Annotated in this window: 19 protein-coding genes and 2 rRNA genes (1 of these 21 only partly in view); 16 read left to right on the top strand and 5 right to left on the bottom strand. The window is 33.0% G+C overall.

The window, feature by feature from the left end:
- The first annotated feature begins 247 nt into the window (after positions 1 to 247).
- Entirely contained in the window at positions 248 to 2,137 is a 1,890-nt protein-coding gene (locus H0I26_RS09460; protein WP_218701980.1) for a DEAD/DEAH box helicase, read from the top strand.
- A 115-nt stretch (positions 2,138 to 2,252) separates the two neighbouring features.
- Entirely contained in the window at positions 2,253 to 3,086 is an 834-nt protein-coding gene (locus tag H0I26_RS09455) for a carboxypeptidase-like regulatory domain-containing protein (protein ID WP_218701979.1), read from the top strand.
- Between the two features lie 130 nt (positions 3,087 to 3,216).
- On the opposite strand, the gene H0I26_RS09450 is transcribed toward H0I26_RS09455, so the two are convergent.
- Positions 3,217 to 3,876, bottom strand: a complete 660-nt coding sequence (locus tag H0I26_RS09450) for a TrmH family RNA methyltransferase (protein ID WP_218701978.1) — start codon at positions 3,874 to 3,876, stop codon at positions 3,217 to 3,219.
- 311 nt (positions 3,877 to 4,187) lie between these two features.
- Between H0I26_RS09450 and H0I26_RS09445 the strand changes: the two genes are divergently transcribed.
- The 3 genes from H0I26_RS09445 to H0I26_RS09435 are packed head-to-tail and all read left to right on the top strand — an operon-like array spanning position 4,188 to position 7,007.
- Positions 4,188 to 5,402, top strand: coding sequence for a tetratricopeptide repeat protein (locus tag H0I26_RS09445; RefSeq protein WP_218701977.1), 1,215 nt, complete (start codon positions 4,188 to 4,190; stop codon positions 5,400 to 5,402).
- Position 5,403: 1 nt separating this feature from the next.
- Positions 5,404 to 6,075 (top strand): SIR2 family NAD-dependent protein deacylase, encoded by a 672-nt coding sequence (locus tag H0I26_RS09440; RefSeq protein ID WP_218701976.1) that lies wholly within the window; start codon positions 5,404 to 5,406, stop codon positions 6,073 to 6,075.
- A 2-nt stretch (positions 6,076 to 6,077) separates the two neighbouring features.
- Positions 6,078 to 7,007, top strand: coding sequence for a DUF4421 family protein (locus H0I26_RS09435; protein WP_218701975.1), 930 nt, complete (start codon positions 6,078 to 6,080; stop codon positions 7,005 to 7,007).
- A 4-nt stretch (positions 7,008 to 7,011) separates the two neighbouring features.
- On the opposite strand, the gene H0I26_RS09430 is transcribed toward H0I26_RS09435, so the two are convergent.
- A complete protein-coding gene (locus H0I26_RS09430; protein ID WP_218701974.1) occupies positions 7,012 to 8,649 on the bottom strand; it encodes an ABC-F family ATP-binding cassette domain-containing protein in 1,638 nt (545 codons plus the stop codon).
- Positions 8,650 to 8,903: 254 nt separating this feature from the next.
- Positions 8,904 to 9,527 (bottom strand): hypothetical protein, encoded by a 624-nt coding sequence (locus H0I26_RS09425; RefSeq protein ID WP_218701973.1) that lies wholly within the window; start codon positions 9,525 to 9,527, stop codon positions 8,904 to 8,906.
- A gap of 430 nt (positions 9,528 to 9,957) precedes the next feature.
- Here H0I26_RS09425 and trmD point away from each other — a divergent pair, with 430 nt between their 5' ends.
- From trmD to H0I26_RS19725, 11 genes are all read left to right on the top strand, one after another.
- Positions 9,958 to 10,635, top strand: coding sequence for a tRNA (guanosine(37)-N1)-methyltransferase TrmD (gene trmD, locus H0I26_RS09420; RefSeq protein WP_218701972.1), 678 nt, complete (start codon positions 9,958 to 9,960; stop codon positions 10,633 to 10,635).
- A gap of 191 nt (positions 10,636 to 10,826) precedes the next feature.
- On the top strand, positions 10,827 to 11,180 hold the full coding sequence (gene rplS / locus H0I26_RS09415) for a 50S ribosomal protein L19 (RefSeq protein WP_101018052.1): 354 nt from the start codon (positions 10,827 to 10,829) through the stop codon (positions 11,178 to 11,180).
- A 744-nt stretch (positions 11,181 to 11,924) separates the two neighbouring features.
- Positions 11,925 to 12,497 carry a pentapeptide repeat-containing protein gene (locus H0I26_RS09410; protein ID WP_218701971.1) on the top strand — a complete coding sequence of 191 codons (573 nt, stop codon included), beginning with the start codon at positions 11,925 to 11,927 and terminating at the stop codon, positions 12,495 to 12,497.
- Positions 12,498 to 12,650: 153 nt separating this feature from the next.
- Entirely contained in the window at positions 12,651 to 14,876 is a 2,226-nt protein-coding gene (locus H0I26_RS09405) for an NADP-dependent isocitrate dehydrogenase (protein WP_218701970.1), read from the top strand.
- A gap of 243 nt (positions 14,877 to 15,119) precedes the next feature.
- Positions 15,120 to 17,495 carry a TonB-dependent receptor gene (locus tag H0I26_RS09400; RefSeq protein ID WP_218701969.1) on the top strand — a complete coding sequence of 792 codons (2,376 nt, stop codon included), beginning with the start codon at positions 15,120 to 15,122 and terminating at the stop codon, positions 17,493 to 17,495.
- Between the two features lie 5 nt (positions 17,496 to 17,500).
- A complete protein-coding gene (locus H0I26_RS09395) occupies positions 17,501 to 18,313 on the top strand; it encodes a DUF4249 domain-containing protein (RefSeq protein ID WP_218701968.1) in 813 nt (270 codons plus the stop codon).
- 72 nt (positions 18,314 to 18,385) lie between these two features.
- Positions 18,386 to 19,237: an N-acetylmuramic acid 6-phosphate etherase gene (gene murQ, locus H0I26_RS09390; protein ID WP_256935334.1), complete on the top strand. Its 852-nt coding sequence runs from the start codon at positions 18,386 to 18,388 to the stop codon at positions 19,235 to 19,237.
- Entirely contained in the window at positions 19,227 to 19,469 is a 243-nt protein-coding gene (locus tag H0I26_RS09385) for a DUF6095 family protein (protein ID WP_101018046.1), read from the top strand. Before murQ ends, H0I26_RS09385 begins: the two co-directional genes overlap by 11 nt.
- Positions 19,470 to 20,782: 1,313 nt before the next feature.
- Positions 20,783 to 21,112 (top strand): hypothetical protein, encoded by a 330-nt coding sequence (locus H0I26_RS19735; protein WP_256935315.1) that lies wholly within the window; start codon positions 20,783 to 20,785, stop codon positions 21,110 to 21,112.
- Positions 21,113 to 21,258: 146 nt separating this feature from the next.
- Complete coding sequence (locus H0I26_RS19730; protein ID WP_256935313.1) at positions 21,259 to 21,504, top strand: hypothetical protein; 246 nt, start codon at positions 21,259 to 21,261, stop codon at positions 21,502 to 21,504.
- The gene (locus tag H0I26_RS19725) at positions 21,471 to 21,701 is read left to right on the top strand and encodes a transposase (protein ID WP_317618232.1); all 231 of its coding nucleotides are present in this window, start codon (positions 21,471 to 21,473) and stop codon (positions 21,699 to 21,701) included. The genes H0I26_RS19730 and H0I26_RS19725 overlap by 34 nt, the downstream gene beginning before the upstream one ends.
- A gap of 1,014 nt (positions 21,702 to 22,715) precedes the next feature.
- Here the strand turns inward: H0I26_RS19725 and rrf are convergent.
- Positions 22,716 to 22,823, bottom strand: a 5S ribosomal RNA gene (gene rrf, locus H0I26_RS09375).
- 101 nt (positions 22,824 to 22,924) lie between these two features.
- A 23S ribosomal RNA gene (locus H0I26_RS09370) occupies positions 22,925 to 25,145 on the bottom strand; it runs 600 nt beyond the window's last position.

Genomic DNA, 25,145 nt, shown 5'->3' with positions numbered 1-25,145 from the left:
TAAACCGAAATACTTTATATTATTTAAAAACGCGTCTAACCAGTCTATTTTACAACCCTTTACCAGTTTATTAATTAAAAAATTGAATATCAAAATAAAAGTGTACCTTTGCAACTTGAAAAACCCATGAGGGTTTCTCTATTCCTCAGAGAGAGGATGTGTTATTAGAAGTTAAGGTTAAGTATATTCAATGCGCTTCTATTTGTAACACCAAACAGATTGACATTGAAATACATAACAAAAAAGAATGAGCACATTCCAAGATTTAGGTCTAAACGAAGATCTATTAAAAGGTATTAATGATTTAGGTTTTGAAAAACCATCAGAAGTACAAGCAAAAGCAATTCCAATATTATTAAACGAAGAAACAGATTTAGTAGCGTTAGCGCAAACTGGAACTGGTAAAACTGCAGCATTTGGTTTTCCAATGTTACAGAAAATTGACATCGATAGTCGTACAACTCAAGGTTTAATTTTATCTCCAACGCGTGAACTTTGTTTACAGATAGCAAATGAGATGAAAGCTTACGGAAAGCACTGTAAAGGTTTAAATGTTGTCGCTATTTATGGTGGTTCAAGCATTACAGATCAAGCACGTGAGGTAAAACGTGGCGCACAAGTTATTGTGGCGACTCCTGGTCGTATGAAAGATATGATTAACAGACGTCTAGTAGATATCACTAAAATACAGTATGCTGTTTTAGATGAAGCTGATGAGATGTTAAACATGGGTTTTAAAGAGGATATTACAGATATTTTATCTGGAACACCTGAAGATAAAAACACATGGTTATTCTCTGCAACAATGCCAAGAGAAGTAGCAACTATTGCTAAGAAATTTATGGCTAATCCACAAGAAATTACTGTGGGTCATAAAAATGAAAGTACAAGCAACGTGTCTCACGAATATTACATGGTTAACGCTCGTGACCGTTACCAAGCTTTAAAACGTTTAGCAGATGCAAATCCTGATATCTTTTCAGTTATATTTTGTAGAACAAAACGTGATACACAAAAAGTAGCCGAAAACTTAATTGAAGATGGTTATAGTGCTGGTGCATTACATGGTGATTTATCTCAAAATCAACGTGATATTGTAATGAAGCAATTTAGATCTCGTCAAATCCAAATGCTTGTAGCAACAGATGTTGCTGCACGTGGTATTGATGTAGATGATATTACACACGTTATTAATTACCAATTAAGTGACGAGATAGAAACTTATACACACCGTTCTGGTAGAACAGGTCGTGCTGGTAAAACAGGTGTATCTATGGTAATTGTTTCTAAAAGTGAAGTACGTCGATTAAAAAGTATCGAGCGTATTATCAACAAGAAATTTGAATTAAAAGAAATTCCTAACGGAATGGCTATTTGCGAAGTACAATTAATGTCTTTAGCAAATAAGATACATAACACAGAAATCAATCATGAGATTGATAAGTATTTAGGAGATATCAATACTTTATTTGAAGACACTTCAAAAGAAGAACTTATTAAAAAATTCTTCTCTGTAGAGTTTACTCGTTTCTTTAACTATTATCAAAAATCTAAAAACTTAAATGTTGCAGGTGGAGACTCTGGTCGTGATAGTGGTCGTGAAGGAAGACCTCAATCTTCTGGAAGCGCAGCGCGTTTCTTTATTAATGTTGGAGAAAAAGACGGATATGACTGGATGAAATTAAAAGATTTCTTAAAAGAAGTTTTAGATTTAGGTCGTGATGATGTCTTTAAAGTAGATGTTAAAGAAACATTCTCTTTCTTTAATACAGAAAAAGAACACCAAGAAAAAGTCCTAGCATTTTTCACAGATTACAAAGACAACGGACGTTTTGTTAATGTAGAAGTTACAGAAGACAGAGGCGGAAGTCGTGGTGGTGGTCGTGATAGAAACCGTGGTGGCGGTGGTGGCGGAAGACGTCGTGAAGGTGGAAATGGTGGCGGAAGACGTCGTGATGATAAACCAAGAGGAGAAAGACGTTCTTCTAGAAGAAGTGATGACAGTTCTGGAAGCAGAAGTGACAGACGTAGAAGTAATGAAGGTAGTTCTGACAGCAATGGAGGACGTGGAGACAGAGATAAATCTGAATTTAAAACCTCTCACTCAAGACCGACAAGATCTAGACGTAGAGATTAATTTCATAAAATAGAGTAACAAAAACTTAAACCTTTTTGTTAATATTTAGTCAAATAACAAAGAAGACGCCATTTTTAGCGTTTTCTTTGTTATTTTTATATCAGAACTATTCTACATGAAGTATTATTTATTTATTTTTCTACTTGCTTTGAGCACCACTGTTGGTATGTCTCAGAACAATACAGAAAACACCACTGCTAAAAAAAGCACTGACTCTATAACAGCAAAATCAGAATCTACAGTTAAAGGTATTATTATCGATGCCACTTCCAATCAACCTTTAGAAAATGTAAATATTGTTAACTTGAATCAAGTTATTGGTACTGCAACTAATGCTAAAGGTGAATTTGAATTACGTGCTAGAGCTAATGACACATTGCACCTCTCCTATTTAGGTTTTAAATCTATAAAAGTAAAGGTGACTAACGACTGGGTTGACAGGATAGAAAAATCTACAATTACACTTACAGAACTAGCTTTAGCTTTAGAAGAAGTTGTCGTTACTGGACTTCAATTAACGGGATATTTAGAAGTAGACATCAAACAGGTCAAAATTAATACTAATTACAGATATAGTATCTCTGGATTATCTAATGGTTATGAAGCTGGAAAAGGACAAGCAAGTGCTGTCACTAAGGTTTTAGGATCTACATTTAACCCTTTAGACTTCTTATATAACACCTTTAGTAAAAAAGGAAAAGAGTTACGCAAACTAAAGCAAATGAAAGAGGATGACAACATCCGAAATACTTTAGCTGGCCGATTTGACCGAGAAGTACTGACTGCTTTACTTGGCGTAAATAAAGTTGATTTAGATGAAATAGTTAGTCAATGCAACTATTCTTTAGAATTTGTTAGTACTGCAAACGACCTACAAGTTTTGGATGCTATTAGCGAATGTTATGAAGAATATAAAGTACTAAACAGAGGTCGAAAAAAAAGATTATAATAATTACACATAACTTAAAACAAAAAATCTCCAATTATATAATTGGAGATTTTTTTATGCTTAATTTTAAGTTTCATCTCCCTTTTTCTAAGTTTTCAATTACATGATTAGCTTAAAGCGAGTAACAAAATTATGTTTGTTTATTATAAAATCGCTCTGCAATTTCATCATAACTTTTAATCGTCTTTTTGCACCAGTCCAATCTTTTTTCTAGTATTTCTGTTTCAGTCAATTGCCAATCAATAGCTGTTTTCTTCAACTTAGAAGTGGCATGTTGTAATATTATAGCTGCACTAACAGAGATGTTTAAACTTTCGGTAAAACCAACCATTGGTATTTTTAAAAAACTATCAGCTTGTTTTAAAACCTCGTCAGATAATCCTTCTGTTTCTCTACCAAAGAAAAAACAAGACTTTTTAGTCACATCAAAATCGTATAAATCACAATCGTCAGTATGAGGTGTTGTTGCCACAATTTGATAGCCTTTAGCTTTCAAATCTTTGATACAATCCTTTACTGATTGGTACCTATTTAAATCTACCCACTTTTGCGCTCCCATTGCGATTTCGCGATCAATACTTTTACTGTTGGCTTCTTCAACGATATTTAGTTCTTGCAACCCAAAAACATCGCACGTTCGCATGACAGCACTTGTGTTATGTAATTGATAAACATCCTCTGTTGCAACGGTAAAATGTTTAGTACGCTGACTAATTACCGTTTTAAAACGCTCCAATCTATGTTCCGTCAAAAATGTTTCTAAATGTTGTAATAATTGTAAGTCTATCATGCTATAAAAATAAAAAAACCTGAAATTCTAGATCAAGTTATAATTATCGTCTTGTTTGAATGTTTTATAAAATTTGCTATTTCAAAAATTTAAAATTAGCAAAACTTTCTATGCTGAATAATCTAGAGTCTCTTGACCCAATTACTTCCGATCAGTATGCTTAAAAATAATTGGTAAATAATAAAAATATACTAAAAAGATTGTGTCTATACTTTTTTCAAATAAATGTCTTATTTTTTTCTAAGCATTAAGCTATTAAAGGGAAATAATCTTAAGTTTATAATCTGATATCAAAAGTACTAAAAAAACTGATGGCACTAAAAAAACTATTTCCCTCTTTAGCATTATACTTATTATACTCTTTAGCCGCGATAGCACAAGATGGAATAAAGTTTAATCCAAAGGATACCATAGCTTATAATGATGCGAACTCAGAAAAAGTAGTAGCGCTAGGAAGCTTAATTGAAAGTTCATTACACAGAAGCGATCCTGAAGTTTATATTTCAAAATTTTATACTAATGTTTTTGTAAAACGTATTCTAGACATAAATCCTTCTATTACTCAAAATCTTGACGATATAAAACTTTTTGCTAAAGGCATACAACAAGGATTAAATAAATTTCCTGCAGAAATTATAACAGAACTAGAAAATGGTGCTTACTATGATTTTGTAAATTATAGATATGATGAGTATCTTGAAACCTATTATATCCTATTTAGATTATACTCTTCGGAAAGCGGTCTGAATTATCATGATTATAGAATTCATAAAAAGGGTCAGGACATGCAAATTTCTGATGCTTACATATACTATTCTGGCGAAAATCTATCTGAAACGATGGCAAGATTAATGGGGTATGCAATACCTCAAAAAAAAATATTAGGACTTATAAAGAATTCTAAAAATGAAGGCGTTAATGATTTATTTAAAGCGTTAAGATACAAACGGGAAGGCGATTTTGAAAAATCTTACAATACGATAAATACTATTACGTCAAAAATTTCCAAAGAAAAATTTTTCCTTATTTTCAAATCTATTATTGCTAGTAATCTTGATGACGACACCTATTTAAACTCTTTAGAAGAATTAATAAACACTTATTCCGAAGACCCTACAATTGTTTTAAATAGAATTGATTATGCTATATATAAAGGCAACTATTTTGAAGCCATACAACTTCTTAATCAGCTACAAGAAAACACAGAAGACGATTTTTTAAATTATTTAAAAGCTAATGTTGCTTTTCAGGATGAAAACTTTGATTTTGCGTTAAATAACTATGACTATATCGTTCAAAACTATCCTGATTTCTTTGAAGGACAAGCTGGTTATTTAAATACTTTAGTAATGATGAAAAAATACACTGAAGCGACCGCGTTTATAGATACTTTAATTTCTGAAGGCTATGAAAGAGACTCACTAATAAATTATATTGAAGAAGATGATGCCTATGGCGAAAATATTCTAGATATCTTAGTCAAATCAGAAGCATACAAATCATGGAAACTTAAGACAGCAAATTAATATGAAACATTTAGTAGTACTTACAGGCGCCGGTATGAGTGCCGAAAGTGGTATAAAAACCTTTAGAGGTGCAGATGGATTATGGGAAGGACATAATGTTATGGAAGTAGCATCCCCAGAGGGTTTTGCCGCTAATCCTGAACTAGTATTAGATTTTTATAACCAACGTAGACAACAATTATTAAAAGTTAAGCCAAACAAAGCACATTTAGAATTAGCGAACTTAGAAAAACATTTTAAAATCACTATTATTACTCAAAACATTGATGATTTGCATGAACGCGCAGGAAGTACAAATGTGTTGCATCTGCATGGCGAACTACTTAAAGTTAGAAGTACCACTAATGAAAATAATGTTTTAGATTGGAAAAAAGACCTTGTTATTGGGGATCTTGATCAAAATGGAAACCAACTAAGACCACATATTGTATGGTTTGGGGAAGCTGTTCCTTTAATAGATAAAGCTGTAGAGATATGTGCTACTGCCGATAAATTATTAATTATTGGAACATCCTTGCAAGTCTACCCTGCTGCCAGTTTAATGCATTATGTCCCTGACAATGTCCCTAAATATTTTATAGACCCTAATCCCTCAATATCTAGCACCAAAGATTTAACTGTCATCGCCGAAACAGCTACAGAAGGTATCAACACCTTTATTTCGATTTTTTAAGTATGAAATACACCCTTTTATTATTCTCAATATTTTTTATAACCTTAGCTAATAGTCAAAATTCTGTACTTTCCTTCAGAGAAAAATTACTACTAAAATCTAATATTAATACACAAAGTGAATCTTTTTCTATTCAAAATGATGAACAATCTGTTTTAGTAAACGCCAATAACACCTATAGATTAGAAGTTGCTGCTAATTACAAATTCTTGGGACTAAAAGTTGGTTTTTCTCCAAGTAGTCAAAATTCAAATTTTAAATCTAAATTTGTAAACTACCAACTAAATATCTTTATAAAACAATGGATACAAAGTATTGAATACAGAAAAGTCCAAGGGTTTTATCAAGAGAACAATGCACTATTATTGGCACAATTTCCTAAATTAAAAACAACAAGTTGGATGGGTACAACGTCATATGTGTTAAATGATAATTTTTCATTAAAACATTTAACCCACCTCAATGAATGGCAGAGAGAAACTGCTGGTAGTTTTGTGCCTACTCTAAAATATGGTTTTAATAGACTCAGTAATATTATAGACAATCAAAAAGTTGCAGAAAACAGCTTTGATATATCTATTGCACCCGCTTATTACTATACCTGGGCTTTTAAAGAACATTGGTTTATCTCATCCTCCATTGCTCCGGCTATAGGCGTTCGATTTACAACCGAAAAACGAGATGATGTAACCTACACTAAAAACACCTTTGTTACACGTGCATTAGATTTGACATTACAATTTGGATATACTTCCGAAACCATTAGCGCAGGGGCTAGTTTCAACTTTGACTCTAACGCTGTAAACAAAAAACTTACACAAAGTGTGGTTACTGATAAAAGTTATGCCAGTCTATACTTTGGCTACAGATTCACAGCTCCTAGTTTTTTAAAACGAACCGTTGAATCTATTGAAGACCGATTAAACCTTTAGGATTTTATTTCATTAGATTAATATCTGCGATACTTTTTATTCTATTACGTTCTAAAAAAGCATCAATAGTTTCAAAATGTTCAATAACACGTTGGTCTTTAAATTCGAATACTTTTTCAGACAACCCTTGTAAAAAATCTCGATCGTGAGACACTAGTATTAACGTACCATCAAAGGTTTTTAACGCTTCTTTTAAGACATCTTTAGACTTTAAATCTAAGTGATTTGTAGGCTCATCCAATATTAACAAATTAACAGGTTCTAATAATAATTTAACCATGGCTAATCTTGTTTTTTCTCCTCCAGATAAAACACCTACTTTTTTATCAATATCATCGCCTTTAAACATAAAACGACCTAAAATATTTTTAACACCTGTCCTAACATCTCCTTTAGCCACTTCATCCACTGTTTGAAAAACGGTAAGATCGTTATCTAATAAAGCTGCTTGATTTTGTGCAAAGTAGCCCACTTGCACATTATGTCCCAAACTACATTGTCCATCATACTCTATCTCTCCTAAAATAGCTTTAATCATGGTAGACTTACCTTCCCCATTTCGACCAACAAAACTCACCTTCTCCCCTCTTTTAATTGACATATTTGCATCACTAAACACGACTAAGTCATCATATTTTTTTGTCAAACCTTGTACAGCAACTGGGTAATCTCCCGATCTTGGTGCTGGAGGAAAACTAAGTTTTAATGCCGAATTATCGACTTCATCAATTTCAATAATCTGTAACTTTTCAAGCATACGCTCTCTTGAGGTTACTTGATTAGTTTTAGAATATGTCCCTTTAAAACGATCGATAAAGGTCTGATTATCCGCAATAAATTTTTGCTGTTCTTGATAGGCTTTCACTTGATGAACGCGTCTATCTTCTCTTAACTGCAAATAGTGGCTATAATTAGCCTTATAATCGTAAATACGTCCCATGGTGACTTCAATAGTACGATTAGTAATATTATCAATAAAAGCTCTATCATGAGATATTACCATTACAGCATCTGCTTTATTCACCAAAAAGTCTTCCAACCAGATCACAGATTCAATATCTATGTGGTTAGTAGGCTCATCCAATAATATTAAATCTGGTTTTTGTAATAGTATTTTGGCTAACTCAATTCGCATACGCCATCCTCCCGAAAATTCGTTAGTTAATCTAGCAAAATCTTCTTGTTTAAACCCTAATCCTTTTAATGCCTTTTCTACTTCTGCATCATAATTAACATCCTCTAAAGCATAATACTTTTCACCTAAATCAGACACTTTTTCTATGATAGACATATACTCATCACTTTCGTAATCAGTTCTAGTTTCTAATGCTTTATTAAGTGACTCCATCTCGTCACGCATATCATAGACATGCTTAAAAGCTTTAGCAGCTTCTTCAAAAACAGTACAATCATCTTCAGTTAATAAATGTTGTGGTAAATAAGCAATTACAGCATCCTTAGGTGCTCTAACATGACCTCTGGTGGGACTCTGTTTAGCAGCAACAATTTTCATCATCGTAGATTTACCTGCTCCATTTTTCCCCATTAAAGCAATCTTATCTGTTGCATTAATAACAAAAGATACATCACTAAATAAAGTGGTACCGCTAAACTCTACTGCTAAATTATCTATAGAAATCATAGTCTGTTTTTTATTGCTGCGAAAGTAATAAAAAGACTAGTATCTAAACCAATCTTGTTTTCACTTTGTCAAAAAAAAAGGTCATATATAATAAAGAACTTAACTTCTTCATTATATATGACCTTAATAATATTATTTCTTTTTCGAATTTTTAGATATCATTAAAATTGATTTCTAAAATCTTCTATTCGGTTTATTGTAGTATTAATTAAACGACAAAAAGATAAATATTAATTATTTTTTTAGACCTAAGCTTACTCAAATGACTTTATCATTTCATTATACCCAGGAAAATCGATTGGATTTGGAGTAATCATACTTTCTTTTTCAGCTATCATTAATACTTTATAGTCTGGACTGTGGCCTGTTTGTACTATATAATTGTAATCTCCAGATTTTCCAGAAGTATTTTTACTTTTGAATCGGTAATTATAAGTACAGTAAGCTGTCTCATTTACTGTATCTCCTAGTTCTGTTGCTATTCTATCGATCTCTACTAATATTTTTTCGTTTTTAGAGACTGACGCCTGTAATTCGTTTAATTTATCTTCCTTATATAAAGAAGAACCTTCTTTTTTATATAATTCTTGTTTTTCTAAGTTCTTTTTATCTGCCTCAATAATTTGTTTGTAATAATTTAAACGAGAGCTAATATTTTCACTGTACAAGACAGAATCTTTCACCTTAAGTTCTACAAATTCATAACTATCAGGATATTGCAATTTAGCTTTAATGTTTTTACTTAATTTAGCTTTAACAATCATATCTCTTGTTTTGTAAGAATTCTCGCTAATGCTTTCCTGTTCTGATTTACACGATGTAAAAAATAAAGCAACAAGAAGTAATACTGTAAATAGGTTTTGAGTAGTTTTTTTCATATTTAATGGGGTTAATTATATATTAGTTCGGCCCTAAATGTATAAAAAAAAATTAATACTCAGTAAATGAACAGACTAAATACTCAAATAATAGTTAATCAACTTTATTTTTATGTTATTAAACAAAAAACAGTTCTTTACTATAAGGAGTCAATTCCAATTTTTACATCATCAGTACTAACCACAAGCCATTATTCAAAAATTATAAACCATAGCCTCATCCCTTTATAAAAGGTAATATCCTATAAACTGACTTTCATTTACTTCTATCATATTTTAATTTAATTTAATTTAATTATGAATTGACTAACGGATTTAAAAACAAAGCACTACAGTTTTAATAAAAACAAAACATGTAAGTAAGCTTCTAAAAAAAAGCAATCTTCAACTCAAACATTTCTTATATCTTTGTAAACTATAAAGCAAAACCATGAGAATAGATATTATAACTGTTTTACCAGAATTATTAAAAAGTCCTTTTGAAGCGTCTATTTTAAAACGTGCGATCGAAGCCAATTTGGTAGAGGTCCATTTTCATAATTTAAGAGACTATACTACAGACAACTATAAATCTATTGATGACACACAGTTTGGTGGTGGTGCAGGAATGGTTATGAGTATCGAACCTATAGATAAATGCATCTCTAAATTAAAAGAAGAAAGAACTTACGATGAAGTGATTTACATGACTCCCGATGGAAAGACACTTAACCAGGGTATTGCTAATCATATTTCACTAAAAGAAAATATTATTATCCTATGTGGACATTACAAAGGGGTTGACCAACGTGTCCGTGATCTTTTTATTACAAAAGAAATCTCCATTGGTGACTATGTATTATCTGGGGGTGAACTTGGAGCTGCTGTTCTTTGCGATGCCGTAATACGATTAATACCTGGCGTTTTAGGTAATGAAACTTCAGCTTTAACGGATAGTTTTCAGGATAATTTATTGGCACCACCAATTTATACTAAACCAAGAAATTATAAAGGCCTAGAAGTACCGGAAATATTATTAAGTGGTCATGCTGCTAATATTGATAAATGGAGAGAAGAACAAGCGTACCAACGTACTAAAGACAGACGCCCTGATTTACTAGAGGATTAAATAGTTCTTTTGTATTATTAAATAGATGTGAAATAGATGGATCCTAAGCGTTTCAAAAAAAGCTTTATAATTTTTAATATTTTTACTTTATAATTTTTACTTTTTACCTATATTTGCACCCAATTTCGGATTAACCTCTGGCGAGATACGCGAATGTTGTTCTGAAGCAATCATTTAAAATTAAAATAAAGATGGAATCTTTAATAAAATTTGTTCAAGACGAGTTTGTAACAACAAAGGACTTCCCTGCATTTTCAGCAGGAGACACAATTACTGTGTACTATGAAATTAGAGAAGGAGAAAAAGTACGTACTCAGTTTTTTAGAGGAGTAGTAATCCAAAGAAGAGGAAGTGGATCTACTGAAACATTTACAATTAGAAAAATGTCAGGAACAGTTGGTGTAGAGCGTATCTTCCCAGTTAATTTACCTGCATTACAAAAAGTTGAAGTTAACAAAAAAGGAAAAGTACGTCGTGCTAGAATCTTTTACTTTAGAGGTCTTACTGGTAAGAAAGCTAGAATTAAAGAAGTTAGAAGAAAATAATCGCTTCAACCTTAATCATATTAAAAAGCCTAACTTATATAAGTTAGGCTTTTTTACGTTATTAACTTTTGTTAATAAACACAGTTCGTAACTAGTTGATATCTAACAGTTTGTTTTATTGCTCAACTCCTATTTAATATTTAATTTAGTACAATAATTAATAACAACAGTTATATTGGTTTCAATTAAATGTTGAATTTGATTTAGTTAAATTGTTTTTAGAGGTTTTAAAAAGTACACGTGTAGTCGTGTGTACTTAAGGACCATGATACTTTAAAAAGTAAATCATGCTTGCAGGATTGAACTAACAAAGTAGAACGTTTTGAGTAAAATAAAGGCGCGAAAGCAAATGTATTTTAGTAAAACAATCTTTTAAGAGAGTAGCTATTGTAAAAACAAACGCTAAAAGAATAAAAGATAAATAAAACAATTATTTAGTACATTTAGTAACAGGTCAACACATTTTGAAAGTTACACCCAAATGTACTATTGATTTAACGGTAGTTTGTTCTGAAAAAATGTAAAACGTAAGTTTTGGATTGATTTAATGAAAGTTAAATAAGACAACAAGTGTTAATTCAAGAAAGCCATAACAACACTAGTTAAATCTATTATGTTATGGCTTTTATTATTTGTGCGTAATCCTTAGCTCTAAACATAAATGCCATACAATTGATATTATTTAAATAACTATTCATTGTCACAAAACAAAATTATATTTTTTAGATTTACAAAAAAAAGAGAATGCATCCCCCCTTTATTGCTGATAAGATTTTTAAAAATGAGGACTTCTCTAAAAAAGAACTTCCCAAAGGAGAATATGATAACTGCTCTTTTATTAATTGTAATTTTAATGCAGTTTACCTGTCTGCTATTACCTTTTTAGAATGCCAATTTATAGATTCTGATTTAAGTAATAGCAAAACTAAAAACACTACATTTAAAGACGTCACTTTTAAAAACTGTAAGTTACTAGGTGTGTTATATAATGACTGTAACCAATTATTACTTTCTATAACCTTTGATACTTGTCAATTAAATTATGCCTCCTTTTATAAAGTAAAACTAGTCAGTACTATTTTTATTAAATGTCAATTTGATAAAACTGAATTTACAGAGGCAAACCTTTCTAAATCAACTTTTGAAGCTTGTGACTTTAAAAATGCTGTTTTCTTTCATACAAATTTAGAAAACACCAATTTTAATACTTCCTACAACTACTCTATTCATCCAGAAAATAATAAAATTAAAGGTGCTAAATTTTCAAAAGATCAAATTGAAGGCCTGCTAGATCAGTATAAAATAGTGATTTCTTAAAATACGATTCATTTTTTATCAATTCCTTAAAAAATAGTGCTTTTGTTTTTTTTATGTTAACATAGTTGTTAAGTAAACGTTTTCGTTTTAAAAACCCTACTGTTTTTTGTATCTTAGCCGAGCTTAAAATTAAACTAAAATACATTTATATTTATGTCAAATTCACCAAAAATTATATATACCATCACAGATGAGGCGCCAGCATTAGCTACGCGTTCATTTTTACCAATAGTACAAGCATTTACAGCCTCATCAGGAATTGGATTAGAAACTAAAGATATTTCTTTAGCCTCTAGAATTTTAGCAACTTTCCCTGATTACTTAACGGAAGACCAACGTGTGTCTGACGATTTAGCCTTTTTAGGAGACTTAGCGAAAACACCTGAAGCAAATATTATTAAACTACCAAATATTAGCGCTTCTGTACCACAATTAAAAACAGCAATAAAAGAATTACAATCTAAAGGATTTGCAATTCCTAATTATCCAGAAGAAGCAACTGACGATAAAGAAAAGGATGCAAAGGAACGTTACAATAAAATTAAAGGAAGTGCTGTAAATCCAGTGCTGCGTGAAGGAAATTCTGATAGACGTGCACCTAAAGCAGTTAAGAATTATGCTAAGAAAAACCCACATTCTATGGGAGCTTGGTCTAAAGATTCTAAAACTCATGTATCAACAATGACACATGGTGATTTTGCACACAACGAAAAATCGGTAACTTTACCTGAAGCAACAGCTATAAAAATACAGTTAACTGCCAAAGACGGGAAAAAAACCATCTTAAAAGATAATTTAGACTTACTTAAAGGAGAAATTATTGATGGTACTGTATTAAGTAAAAAAGCATTAATTGAGTTTCTAGAAGAACAAGTAGAAGACGCTTTAGATAAAAACGTTTTGTTTTCTTTACATATGAAAGCTACAATGATGAAAGTTAGTGACCCAGTAATTTTTGGTCATGCCGTTCGTGTCTTTTTCAAAGATTTATTTGAAAAACATGGAAAAACGTTTAAAAAAATTGGTGTAGATGTAAACAATGGTTTTGGAAACTTATTAGGTAAATTAAATGAATTACCTGAAGACAAACGGGACGAAATTAGAGAAGATATCAGATTTGCTCTAGATCATGGACCAGAATTAGCTATGGTTGATAGCGAAAAAGGGATTACAAATTTACACGTCCCTAGTGATGTGATTATTGATGCGTCAATGCCAGCAATGATCCGTACTTCTGGTAAAATGTGGAATGCAGATGGTAAACTACAAGATACTAAAGCTGTAATACCAGATAGTAGTTATGCTGGAATATACAGTGCAACAATTGACTTTTGTAAAGCAAACGGCGCATTTGACCCAACAACTATGGGAACTGTACCTAACGTAGGTTTGATGGCACAAAAAGCGGAAGAGTATGGATCACATGATAAAACATTTGAAATTGCTGCAGATGGAAAAGTCGAAGTGATTGATGCTAACGGAAAAGTATTAATTAAGCATAATGTGGAAGCTGGAGATATCTGGAGAATGTGTCAAGCAAAAGATGCGCCAATCCAAGACTGGGTTAAATTAGCAGTGTCACGTGCAAGAGCATCTCAAACTCCTGCTGTATTTTGGTTAGATAAAAACAGAGCACATGATGCCGAGTTAATCAAAAAGGTGAACTTATATTTAAAAGACTATGATACAACTGATTTAGACATTCATATTTTGTCTCCTATCAAAGCAACCGAATTCACTTTAAAACGTGTTAAAGCTGGAGAGGATACAATTTCTGTTTCAGGAAATGTATTACGTGATTACTTAACAGATTTATTCCCAATCTTAGAATTAGGAACGTCTGCAAAAATGTTATCTATTGTTCCTTTAATGAATGGTGGTGGTTTATTCGAAACTGGCGCTGGTGGATCTGCTCCAAAACATGTGCAACAATTTTTACAAGAGAACCATTTACGTTGGGATAGTTTAGGAGAATTTTTAGCACTTGCTGTATCTCTAGATCACTATAGTCAAGTAAATAACAATCCAAAAGCTAAAATTTTAGGTGATGCATTAGATGATGCTACTGAAAAGTTATTAGAAAATAAAAAAGGGCCTTCTAGAAAAGCAGGAGAAATTGATAATAGAGGTAGCCACTTTTATTTAGCAATGTATTGGGCAGAAGCCTTAGCTAAACAAGATAAAGATGCTGAATTAAAAGCACAATTTACGCCTGTTGCTGTAGCCTTTAAAGCAGAAGAAGAAACTATTATTGCTGCTTTAAATGATATACAAGGAGAACCTGTTGATATTGAAGGCTATTACGAACCAAATGAGACATTAACAGTAAAAGCAATGAGACCAATTCAATCGTTTAATGACTTGCTTAAAAGTATCTAAACTATCGAATTCATACTAAAAAAAGCTCCCAAAAGGGAGCTTTTTTTTATTTAAACAATTCAAAATATATTAAACGCTGACCGACAAATTAATTAGTTTTACAGATTGTTAAACCATTCCCATTCAATATCTAATCCCTTGTCTCTTTTTAAATATACCGAAAACAAATAATAACTTAATCCTATTGTAAAAAGTTACTATTTAAATAGCTTTTTCTTTATTTTTACTATTCAAAATCAAGAAATGAAACAAATCACCAACTCTTTAGTATTACTCCTTTTATTTAGTTGTTCTATAGCTTTTGCTCAAGAAAAATATACTTTAAGTGGTAAAATAACAGAAGCTAGTAGTAACGAAACTTTAATAAGTGTTAATGTAATTATTCCCGAATTAAATACGGGAGCAGTCACTAACGAATATGGCTTCTACTCTATCACATTACCTGAAGGCACCTATAAAGTAGCGGTCTCTTATTTAGGATTTACAGATGTTATAGAAACCATAACTTTAGATAAGAATACCTCCAAAAATTTTAGTTTGGAAGAGTCTTTTGAGAATTTAGATGAAATTATTATAACTGAAAATATAGAAAAACTAAACATTAAAAAACCTCAAATGAGTGTTAATGCACTTAGTTCTGCCACCATAAAAGATATACCAGTAGTCTTTGGAGAAGCAGATGTTATAAAAGCCATTACATTATTACCAGGGGTTACTAATGCTGGAGAAGGGTCTTCAGGCTTTAATGTTCGTGGTGGTGCTGTGGATCAAAATTTAATTTTACTAGATGAAGCAACTGTATTTAACTCATCTCACCTTTTTGGTTTCTTTTCTGTCTTTAATCCAGATGCGATAAAAGATATTAAGTTATACAAAGGAGGTATTCCTGCGCGCTATGGTGGTCGCGTATCTTCGGTTTTAGATATTTATCAAAAAGAAGGAAACAGTAAGGAATTTCATATGAATGGAGGAATAGGTATCATAGCAAGCCGACTCTTAGCAGAAGGTCCGATAAAAAAAGATAAAGGTTCTTTTCTGTTAGGTGGGCGCAGTAGCTATGCGCACTTATTTTTACCCTTATTTGATATTGACAATAAAGCCTACTTTTATGACTTAAACACAAAATTAAGTTACGATCTAGACGATAATAACAGTATCTACCTCTCTGGTTATTTTGGTCGTGATGTTTTTAGTATTGCCGATAGTTTTGAAAACACTTATGGTAATACGGTCGTTAATTTTAGATGGAATCATTTATTTTCTGACAAACTGTTCTCTAATATGTCTTTAATATATTCCGACTACTATTATGGCCTAAAATTAAATTTTGTAGAGTTTGATTGGAATTCAGGTATTCAAAATTTTAACTTTAAATACGATTTTAAGCATTACGTCGCCGATGGATTTAAACTACAATATGGTATCAATAGCATGTACTACAAATTCAATCCAGGCGAAATTGAACCTTCAACACCAACTTCTGGAATAAATTCTTTTAAACTAACAGATAAATATGCTTTTGAAAATTCCGTGTACATTGATGCTGAACATAAGATAAGCGATAAATTAAATTTAAGCTATGGCTTACGATTAAGTTCGTTTTTACGATTAGGACAAGACCAACTAAACACCTACCAAAATGATCAAGCAGTGGTGTTTAATGACAGTTTTCAGATATACCAAAAAGCAACACCAACAGGTTCGGAGACTTACAACAGAAGTCATATAATAGAAAGTTTTGCAAATCTAGAACCAAGAGCATCCTTAGCTTATCAACTTAACGATGATGCCTCAATAAAAGCTAGTTATAATCGTATGACACAATATTTACATTTACTATCCAATACATCTTCGCCTACACCCCTTGATGTTTGGACACCAAGTGGCAAATACGTAAAACCCCAATTACTAGATCAAGTCGCTTTAGGTTACTTTAAAAGTATCAATGAGGATAAATATAGCTTAGAAGTCGAAACTTATTATAAAAAAATTCAAAATAGGATTGACTATATAGATGGTGCAGACTTAATTGCAAACGATGCTATAGAGCAAGTTATACTCAACGGAGAAGCCAGAGCCTATGGTTTAGAAATTTTATTCCGAAAAAATCAAGGACGCTTCAAAGGTTGGTTGGCTTACACATTATCCAAATCAGAGCAGAGAACACCAGGTTTCACGTCGTCAGAGTTAGGTATAAACAATGGTAATTGGTACAACACTGCTTATGATAAAACACATGACATATCTCTAACTGGTAGTTATGACTGGAATAAAAAATGGAACTTTAGCGCAAATTTCTTATTCCAAACAGGGCAACCAACAACCTATCCCAACGGACAATATGTATATAATGGTGTTAACATACCTAGTTACAGTAATAGAAATGCGGATAGATTGCCAGCCTATCACCGTTTAGACTTTTCTGCTAACTATACACCAAAACCTGATAAAACAAAAGGATGGCAAAGCTATTGGGTATTTAGTGTTTATAATGCCTATAATAGACGTAATGCAGCTTCCATAACGTTTGGAGAAAATAGAATGACAGGTACTAACGAAGCAACAAGACTAGCCATTTTTGGTTTGATACCATCAGTCTCTTACAATTTTAAATTTTAATTAAAATGAAAAAAGCACTATACATACTAATCGCTTTCGCATTATATAATTGTGAAGACGTAATAGATTTAAAAGTACCAACTTCACAACCAAAACTAGTAATAGAAGCTTCTTTAAACTGGTTTGATGGGACAAATGGATCAGAACAAGACATAAAATTAACGCTTTCTGCCCCATTTTTTGATGCAGAAGTACCGCCAGCAAACAATGCCATAGTAATAGTAGAAGATACTAATGGTAATCAGTTCAATTTTATTGAAGATAATACGACAGGCGTCTATAAAACAACCACCTTTATTCCTCAAATCGACCAAGAATATACGCTAACCATCACTTATGACAACCAAACGTATATAGGAACAGAAATATTAACCTCCGTTACTCCCATAGATTATATCGAGCAGAATGACGAGGGTGGTTTCTCTGGAGAAGACATAGAACTTAAAGCCTATTATACAGATCCCGCTAATATAGACAACTATTACTTTTACGAATTTATCTCTGACATACCAGAAATACCTGTTCTAGAAGTCTATGATGACCAATTTACAGACGGAAATCAAATATTCGCATTCTACTCAGAAGAAGATCTAGAATCAAGTAATCAAGTCGTCATAAATAATTACGGTGTATCAGAACAGTTTTATCAGTTCATGGATTTATTATTACAACAAACATCAGATGGTGGCGGTGGACCATTTCAAACTCAACCAGCAACCGTAAGAGGTAACTGTATTAACATCACAAATCCCGATAATTTCCCATTAGGATATTTTAGACTATCACAAGCTTATCAAACTATTTATATTGTCGAATAATAATTATGGCGTTACCCAAAGGGTCGCGCTTTCGGCAGTCGCTCTCTGCGAGGAGCTTCAACAAATGCCTCAATCTCTAACGCAACACACAACTTAAATCAAAATATGGATTTTATAAAAACAACAGAGCAAGATTCAAAATATAATCATTTAGAAAAAATGACTATAAAAGACTTGCTTGAAAATATAAACAAAGAAGATCAAACAGTACCAAATGCAGTACAAAAAGCAATACCACAAATAGAAGTATTGGTATCTCAAATTGTATTAAAACTAAAAGAAGGCGGACGATTATTTTATATAGGGGCTGGTACAAGCGGAAGATTAGGTGTTGTTGATGCATCGGAGTGTCCTCCAACATTCGGCGTATCTTATGACTTAGTAATAGGTTTAATTGCCGGAGGAGACAAAGCAATTAGAGAGGCTGTTGAGTTTGCTGAGGATTCTACCGCACAAGGTTGGGAAGATTTACAACAAAACAATATATCAGATAAAGATGTAGTGATAGGTATTGCAGCATCAGGCACCACACCTTATGTCATATCAGCCCTAACTAAATGTAATGATAATAACATAATAACAGGATGTATAACAGCCAACCAAAATAGTCCATTAAGTCAAGTATCAAAATATCCAATCGAAGTTATTGTTGGTCCAGAATTTGTAACCGGTAGTTCTCGTATGAAAGCAGGTACAGCTCAAAAACTTGTACTTAACATGATATCTACAACTGCAATGATACAACTAGGTAAAATAAAAGGAAACAAGATGGTGGACATGCAATTAAGCAATGACAAATTAGTGGATCGCGGTATAAAAATGATTATGTCAGAAATAAACGTGTCTTATTCAGAAGCAGAAGACTTGCTTAAAACACATAAAAATGTACGTAATGTAATAACTAATTATAATAATGAAAACTAAATCGACAGACAAAGACATATTAGTAAAAGGCCTAAAACAACTTGGAATCTCTTTATTCTTAATGTTTGCAGGCCCCACATTACTGCACTTAGTATTAAGTAATAGAGAAAAACAATTTTATATCCCGTTATTAATAATAGGAATCATATTATGTCTATTAGCAATATTTTTCATATTCAAAGGCATCAATACAATTTTAGATAGTCTTTTTAAAAGTAAGAAGACGAGATAACATACATAAGACAATCCTCTACTTATTCACGTAAATTAAAACGAGCACTGTAATGTTATTGTAAACTAAAGTTCAACATTTGTATTCCTATGAATTTGCCTTTTTAGTCTAAATGACATTATAAAGTGTTCTCATAAAAAAGTATAGAAATACTAATAATGCGTTTATACTCTTATTTTTATAGCCTATAAATTAATGATCTTAGAAAATAAAACTTATCATCTAGACAGAAAAACATGGCCTTTTAATTAATTATATAAATTAAGACTCCTTAATCCATACCTGCAAAATAATATATTAGCAGTACCAAAAGAAGTTGAAAATATTCTAAAAAAAGTACACTTAAAAGGAAATAATCATCTTTCGAGCTATTATGATTTAATTTCAAGTGTTTCCTCACAAATTTTCCTTTCTTTTAATTCACTTCTCTTTCAAAGCTTTTAACTTATGTCCACATAATAGTCCCATCTTACTTATCCCATTAACCTTATTTCGAAATACTCCTAAGATTGTTATTTATTTGGGTCTAACATATATCCTACTTAAAATAATTTCAATATATAAAGGTCTAATCACAGAATAATTCCAAAATAAAAACTAAAATTATTACCAATCATAATACTCTTTACTATATAATGCAGTCTAATACAAGTAACTAGAAATTATGAAAAACACATATTACTTATGGTCTAATTTAAAGATCTGGTTTGAAGGGTTTATAATTTAAATATAACATTCTAATCATTGCATAATCGTATTAATAATGAATAAAACATTCTCGTCTTCAAATAAACAGTATTGAGCATAGCCATATTCAACAACAATATTAAAAGATCCCAACAAAATAACTCATACTTTAAGGGTAAAATCCCGTTTGAAGGGAATCTAATTTGAATAGTGGATTGTTAAATATCGACTAATAATTTAATTGCTTTTAAATTTATAAGAATCAATCACAAAAATTGTGTGTGAATTATCTATAGTTTTCGGATTATTGCTAAAAAATCATTTTACTATTACCTAGAACTACTTAAACTTATTCTTCCAAAATTTATAAACAACCATTTTGATCTTATAAAGCACACTAAAAAAGGTGAAATTATGCATCTTTACTTTGAAAAACAGAATGTAACACCTAAAGAAGAATGTAAACGCACATCAATTGTGCATTGTTTTTATAAAAAAAAATAACCATTCAATATTTCCCTGTACGCGGCAACACTTTTACCTGAATGTTAAGCGTCGCAGATGGTTAAATAAGACCTCCAAACAAGTTGTCCAGAGAGATGAACTTAATAACCCAGGGAACTTGAATGACAACAGAGTTCGCAGCTTTTTTTAAAGAATTAGTCAATAATATAGATGAAAATTGTCTAAGCACAGAACATTTTTATGGCGTTGATGGCAAAAAACTACAACGTCTGTATAAAGATTATCTAAGTGACCTTAAAGAATGGAATCATAAGAAAAATGCTAAACAATATCTAATATCTCTTGAGAATATAGGAAGCCATTTATCTCTTGATGAGACAGCTTTATCAAAAGGAGAACTCTATACCATCATTACCAACAAAAAAGCCAAAGATAAAAAAGGAAGTAACGTCGCCATTTTTTCTGGAACTAAAGAGGAACCTATAATATAACAACTTGTCAAATTATAAGCAAAGAAAAGAGCTAATGTTAAAGAGATAACTCTGGACATGATTAAGGCAATGAATACTATAGTTAAACAATATTTCCCAAAAAAACCATACAGGTTACAGAACGATTTCATGTAAAGAAATTAGCATTGGACGCACTACAAAATATAAGAATCAAACATAGGTGGGATGCTGTAAATCTAGAAAACGAAAATATAAAACTGGCTAGATTTAATAACAAAGCTTATAAACCACAACGCTTTGATAATGGAGACACCAAAAACAACTCCTATCTAGACGCAGGTATATACTTTACAAAGCTACTTCTAATTGGGCCAAAAATTAATATCAGAGAAGCACAATACTCTTCAACAAATATCCTGATATCAAACTAACTTTTAACTTAGTTCAAGGACTTAGAAATAATTTAAATCCATCAAAATCAATAAAGGCAGCATACACAAAGCTAGCCCATTGGTATAAAGATGTTAAACAATTTGGATTTAAGGCATTTAACACAATAGAAAATACGATAACAATTAACTATAGATCTTTACTTAACTATTTTATCTATCGAAGTATAAATGTTTGAATATATTAAAGCAAATATAAAAGCCTTTAAAGCTCAGTTTATAGGCGTCAGCAAAGTAGAATTTTTCTCTTTAAGGGAAAAGATGATGTATGAATACTTTCCAATATCCCTTTTTAAATTACCCTTTTTCTCTACTGACTTTTGCTTTCTAGTTATTTACTCTTTATTAATAGCTTTTAACTTATGGTCTACATCATCTAGTTGCTATCGGCCTTATTGTCTTTTGCCTATTTACTTCATCCTTCTGCCCCCTTTCATTTCTACATTTTGATCTTTACTTAGTGCTCAGTACCTACTTTTAATATTAAAATTAAGTTTGAAGGCTATGTTATTTGAATATAAGATTCTAACCATTTTATAATAGTCTTAGTAATGAATGAAAACAGTATCGTCTACAAATAAACAATATTGAGTGTAGTCTGATTCAACAACAATTATTAAGAAGTCTCTACTAAATGGCACATCCTTTAAGAATAAAAGATCATATTTCTAGTTTTTATAATTTTGAATAGAACGTTTTAACGTTTTGACTTAATCCTTTTTCACTTCTACATTCTGGCCTTTACTTAGTGTTTAGTACCTACTTTAAATATTAAGATCCAGATTGAAGGAATTCTAATTTGAATATAAGATTGTAACCATTTTATAATGGTCTTAATAATTAATGAAAACAGTAGCGTCTACAAATAAACAGTATTGAGTATAAACTGATTCAACAACACTTATTAAGAAGTCTATACCCAATGGCAAATCCTTTAAGAGTAAAAGATCATATTTATAGTTTTTAAAATTTGAATATAACATTCTAACGTATTGACTTAATCCTTTTTCTCTTCTGACTTATCCCTTCCAACTATTTCATTTTCCTTTATTGTCTTTTAACTTATGGTCTACATCATCTAGTTCCTTTTGCCTTATGTCTTATGCCTATTTACTTCATCCTTTTTACCTAATAATTTATTTCATTTTGGGGCACAAAAAAACCCTTCATAAATAAATATGAAGGGTTCTCTAAAAAGGCAACGACCTACTCTCCCACAAATGCAGTACCATCGGCGCAAATGGGCTTAACTTCTCTGTTCGGAATGGTAAGAGGTGAGCCCCATCGCTATAATCACCTTAAATCTTTCGGTGTATGTAGTATTAACTACTTAACCGTATAAAATAACATATTAAAAAAATGATTCATGAAAATCTGTATTGAACTTTATAAAAAACAGGCGTACAATAAGCCTATGGGTTATTAGTATCACTCGGCTATGACATTACTGCCTTTACACCTATGACCTATCAACGTAGTCATCTCCTACGACCCTTTAAAGAAATCTCATCTTGTGGTGGGTTTCGCGCTTATATGCTTTCAGCGCTTATCCCTTCCCAACGTAGCTACTCTGCAATGCTCCTGGCGGAACAACAGATACACCAGAGGTTAGTCCAACTCGGTCCTCTCGTACTAGAGTCAGATCCACTCAAATTTCTAACGCCCACTGTAGATAGAGACCGAACTGTCTCACGACGTTCTGAACCCAGCTCGCGTGCCACTTTAATGGGCGAACAGCCCAACCCTTGGGACCTTCTCCAGCCCCAGGATGTGACGAGCCGACATCGAGGTGCCAAACCCCCCCGTCGATATGAGCTCTTGGGGGAGATCAGCCTGTTATCCCCGGCGTACCTTTTATCCTTTGAGCGATGGCCCTTCCATACGGAACCACCGGATCACTATGCTCTTGTTTCCAACCTGATCGACTTGTAGGTCTCTCAGTCAAGCACCCTTATGCCATTGCACTCTACGCACGGTTACCAAGCGTGCTGAGGGTACCTTTAGAAGCCTCCGTTACTCTTTTGGAGGCGACCACCCCAGTCAAACTACCCACCAAGCACTGTCCCTTCATTGAAGGTTAGACTCTAGACAAGCAAAGGGTGGTATTTCAACAATGACTCCACAACGCCTAGCGACGCCACTTCAAAGTCTCCCACCTATCCTACACATTACTTATCCAAAACCAATACTAAGCTATAGTAAAGGTGCACGGGGTCTTTTCGTCCCACAGCGGGTAATCGGCATCTTCACCGATACTACAATTTCACCGAGCTCATGGCTGAGACAGTGTCCAGATCGTTGCACCATTCGTGCAGGTCGGAACTTACCCGACAAGGAATTTCGCTACCTTAGGACCGTTATAGTTACGGCCGCCGTTTACTGGGGCTTCATTTGAGATCTTCGCCGAAGCTAAACCCTCCACTTAACCTTCCAGCACCGGGCAGGTGTCAGGCCATATACGTCATCTTTCAATTTAGCATAGCCCTGTGTTTTTGATAAACAGTCGCCTGGACCTTTTCACTGCGGCCACCCCGAAGGGTGGCGACCTTTCTCCCGAAGTTACAGGTCTATTTTGCCTAGTTCCTTAGCCATGAATCTCTCGAGCTCCTTAGAATTCTCATCCCAACTACCTGTGTCGGTTTAGGGTACGGGCTGCTTCTCTCGCTTTTCTTGGAAGTCGATTTGCTAGATTATCACCGCGACCGTAGTCTTAGTGTACTATCGGGGGGTTACCCCTCCCTTCAACGCACAATTCCGTCTGTGCGCACTAACTTTTCGCCTCCGTCACTTTTAATGAGAGCAGGTACAGGAATATTAACCTGTTGTCCATCCACTACCCCTTTCGGGTTCGCGTTAGGTCCCGACTAACCCTCAGCTGATTAGCATAGCTGAGGAAACCTTAGTCTTTCGGAGTGCGGGTTTCTCGCCCGCATTATCGTTACTTATGCCTACATTTTCTTTTGTAGCTACTCCAGCATTCCTCACAGAACACCTTCAACGCCACTACAATGCTCCCCTACCACTTTTACAAGTCCATAGCTTCGGTAATATGTTTATGCCCGATTATTATCCATGCCGAACCGCTCGACTAGTGAGCTGTTACGCACTCTTTAAATGAATGGCTGCTTCCAAGCCAACATCCTAGCTGTCTAAGCAGTTCAACCTCGTTTTTTCAACTTAACATATATTTTGGGACCTTAGCTGATGGTCTGGGTTCTTTCCCTTTCGGACATGGACCTTAGCACCCATGCCCTCACTGCTGATTAACATTTTATAGCATTCGGAGTTTGTCAGGAATTGGTAGGCGGTGAAGCCCCCGCATCCAATCAGTAGCTCTACCTCTATAAAACTATAAATCAACGCTGCACCTAAATGCATTTCGGGGAGTACGAGCTATTTCCGAGTTTGATTGGCCTTTCACCCCTACCCACAGGTCATCCGAAGACTTTTCAACGTCAACCGGTTCGGTCCTCCACTATATGTTACTATAGCTTCAACCTGCCCATGGGTAGATCACACGGTTTCGCGTCTACCACTACTAACTAAAACGCCCTATTCAGACTCGCTTTCGCTACGGATCCGTGACTTAATCACTTAACCTTGCTAGCAACGGTAACTCGTAG

The organism is Olleya sp. HaHaR_3_96, from assembly GCF_019278545.1.
In the GTDB taxonomy this organism is placed as follows: Bacteria; Bacteroidota; Bacteroidia; order Flavobacteriales; family Flavobacteriaceae; genus Olleya.
This window is presented reverse-complemented; position numbering and strand designations above follow the sequence as displayed.

What these genes read in the sequence shown, in the direction of transcription:
- H0I26_RS09460 (WP_218701980.1), top strand. Translation starts at nt 248, where the DNA reads ATGAGCACATTCCAAGATTTAGGTCTAAACGAAGATCTATTAAAAGGT.
- H0I26_RS09455 (WP_218701979.1), top strand. Translation starts at nt 2,253, where the DNA reads ATGAAGTATTATTTATTTATTTTTCTACTTGCTTTGAGCACCACTGTT.
- H0I26_RS09450 (WP_218701978.1), bottom strand. Translation starts at nt 3,876, where the DNA reads ATGATAGACTTACAATTATTACAACATTTAGAAACATTTTTGACGGAA.
- H0I26_RS09445 (WP_218701977.1), top strand. Translation starts at nt 4,188, where the DNA reads ATGGCACTAAAAAAACTATTTCCCTCTTTAGCATTATACTTATTATAC.
- H0I26_RS09440 (WP_218701976.1), top strand. Translation starts at nt 5,404, where the DNA reads ATGAAACATTTAGTAGTACTTACAGGCGCCGGTATGAGTGCCGAAAGT.
- H0I26_RS09435 (WP_218701975.1), top strand. Translation starts at nt 6,078, where the DNA reads ATGAAATACACCCTTTTATTATTCTCAATATTTTTTATAACCTTAGCT.
- H0I26_RS09430 (WP_218701974.1), bottom strand. Translation starts at nt 8,649, where the DNA reads ATGATTTCTATAGATAATTTAGCAGTAGAGTTTAGCGGTACCACTTTA.
- H0I26_RS09425 (WP_218701973.1), bottom strand. Translation starts at nt 9,527, where the DNA reads ATGAAAAAAACTACTCAAAACCTATTTACAGTATTACTTCTTGTTGCT.
- trmD (WP_218701972.1), top strand. Translation starts at nt 9,958, where the DNA reads ATGAGAATAGATATTATAACTGTTTTACCAGAATTATTAAAAAGTCCT.
- rplS (WP_101018052.1), top strand. Translation starts at nt 10,827, where the DNA reads ATGGAATCTTTAATAAAATTTGTTCAAGACGAGTTTGTAACAACAAAG.
- H0I26_RS09410 (WP_218701971.1), top strand. Translation starts at nt 11,925, where the DNA reads ATGCATCCCCCCTTTATTGCTGATAAGATTTTTAAAAATGAGGACTTC.
- H0I26_RS09405 (WP_218701970.1), top strand. Translation starts at nt 12,651, where the DNA reads ATGTCAAATTCACCAAAAATTATATATACCATCACAGATGAGGCGCCA.
- H0I26_RS09400 (WP_218701969.1), top strand. Translation starts at nt 15,120, where the DNA reads ATGAAACAAATCACCAACTCTTTAGTATTACTCCTTTTATTTAGTTGT.
- H0I26_RS09395 (WP_218701968.1), top strand. Translation starts at nt 17,501, where the DNA reads ATGAAAAAAGCACTATACATACTAATCGCTTTCGCATTATATAATTGT.
- H0I26_RS09385 (WP_101018046.1), top strand. Translation starts at nt 19,227, where the DNA reads ATGAAAACTAAATCGACAGACAAAGACATATTAGTAAAAGGCCTAAAA.
- H0I26_RS19735 (WP_256935315.1), top strand. Translation starts at nt 20,783, where the DNA reads ATGACAACAGAGTTCGCAGCTTTTTTTAAAGAATTAGTCAATAATATA.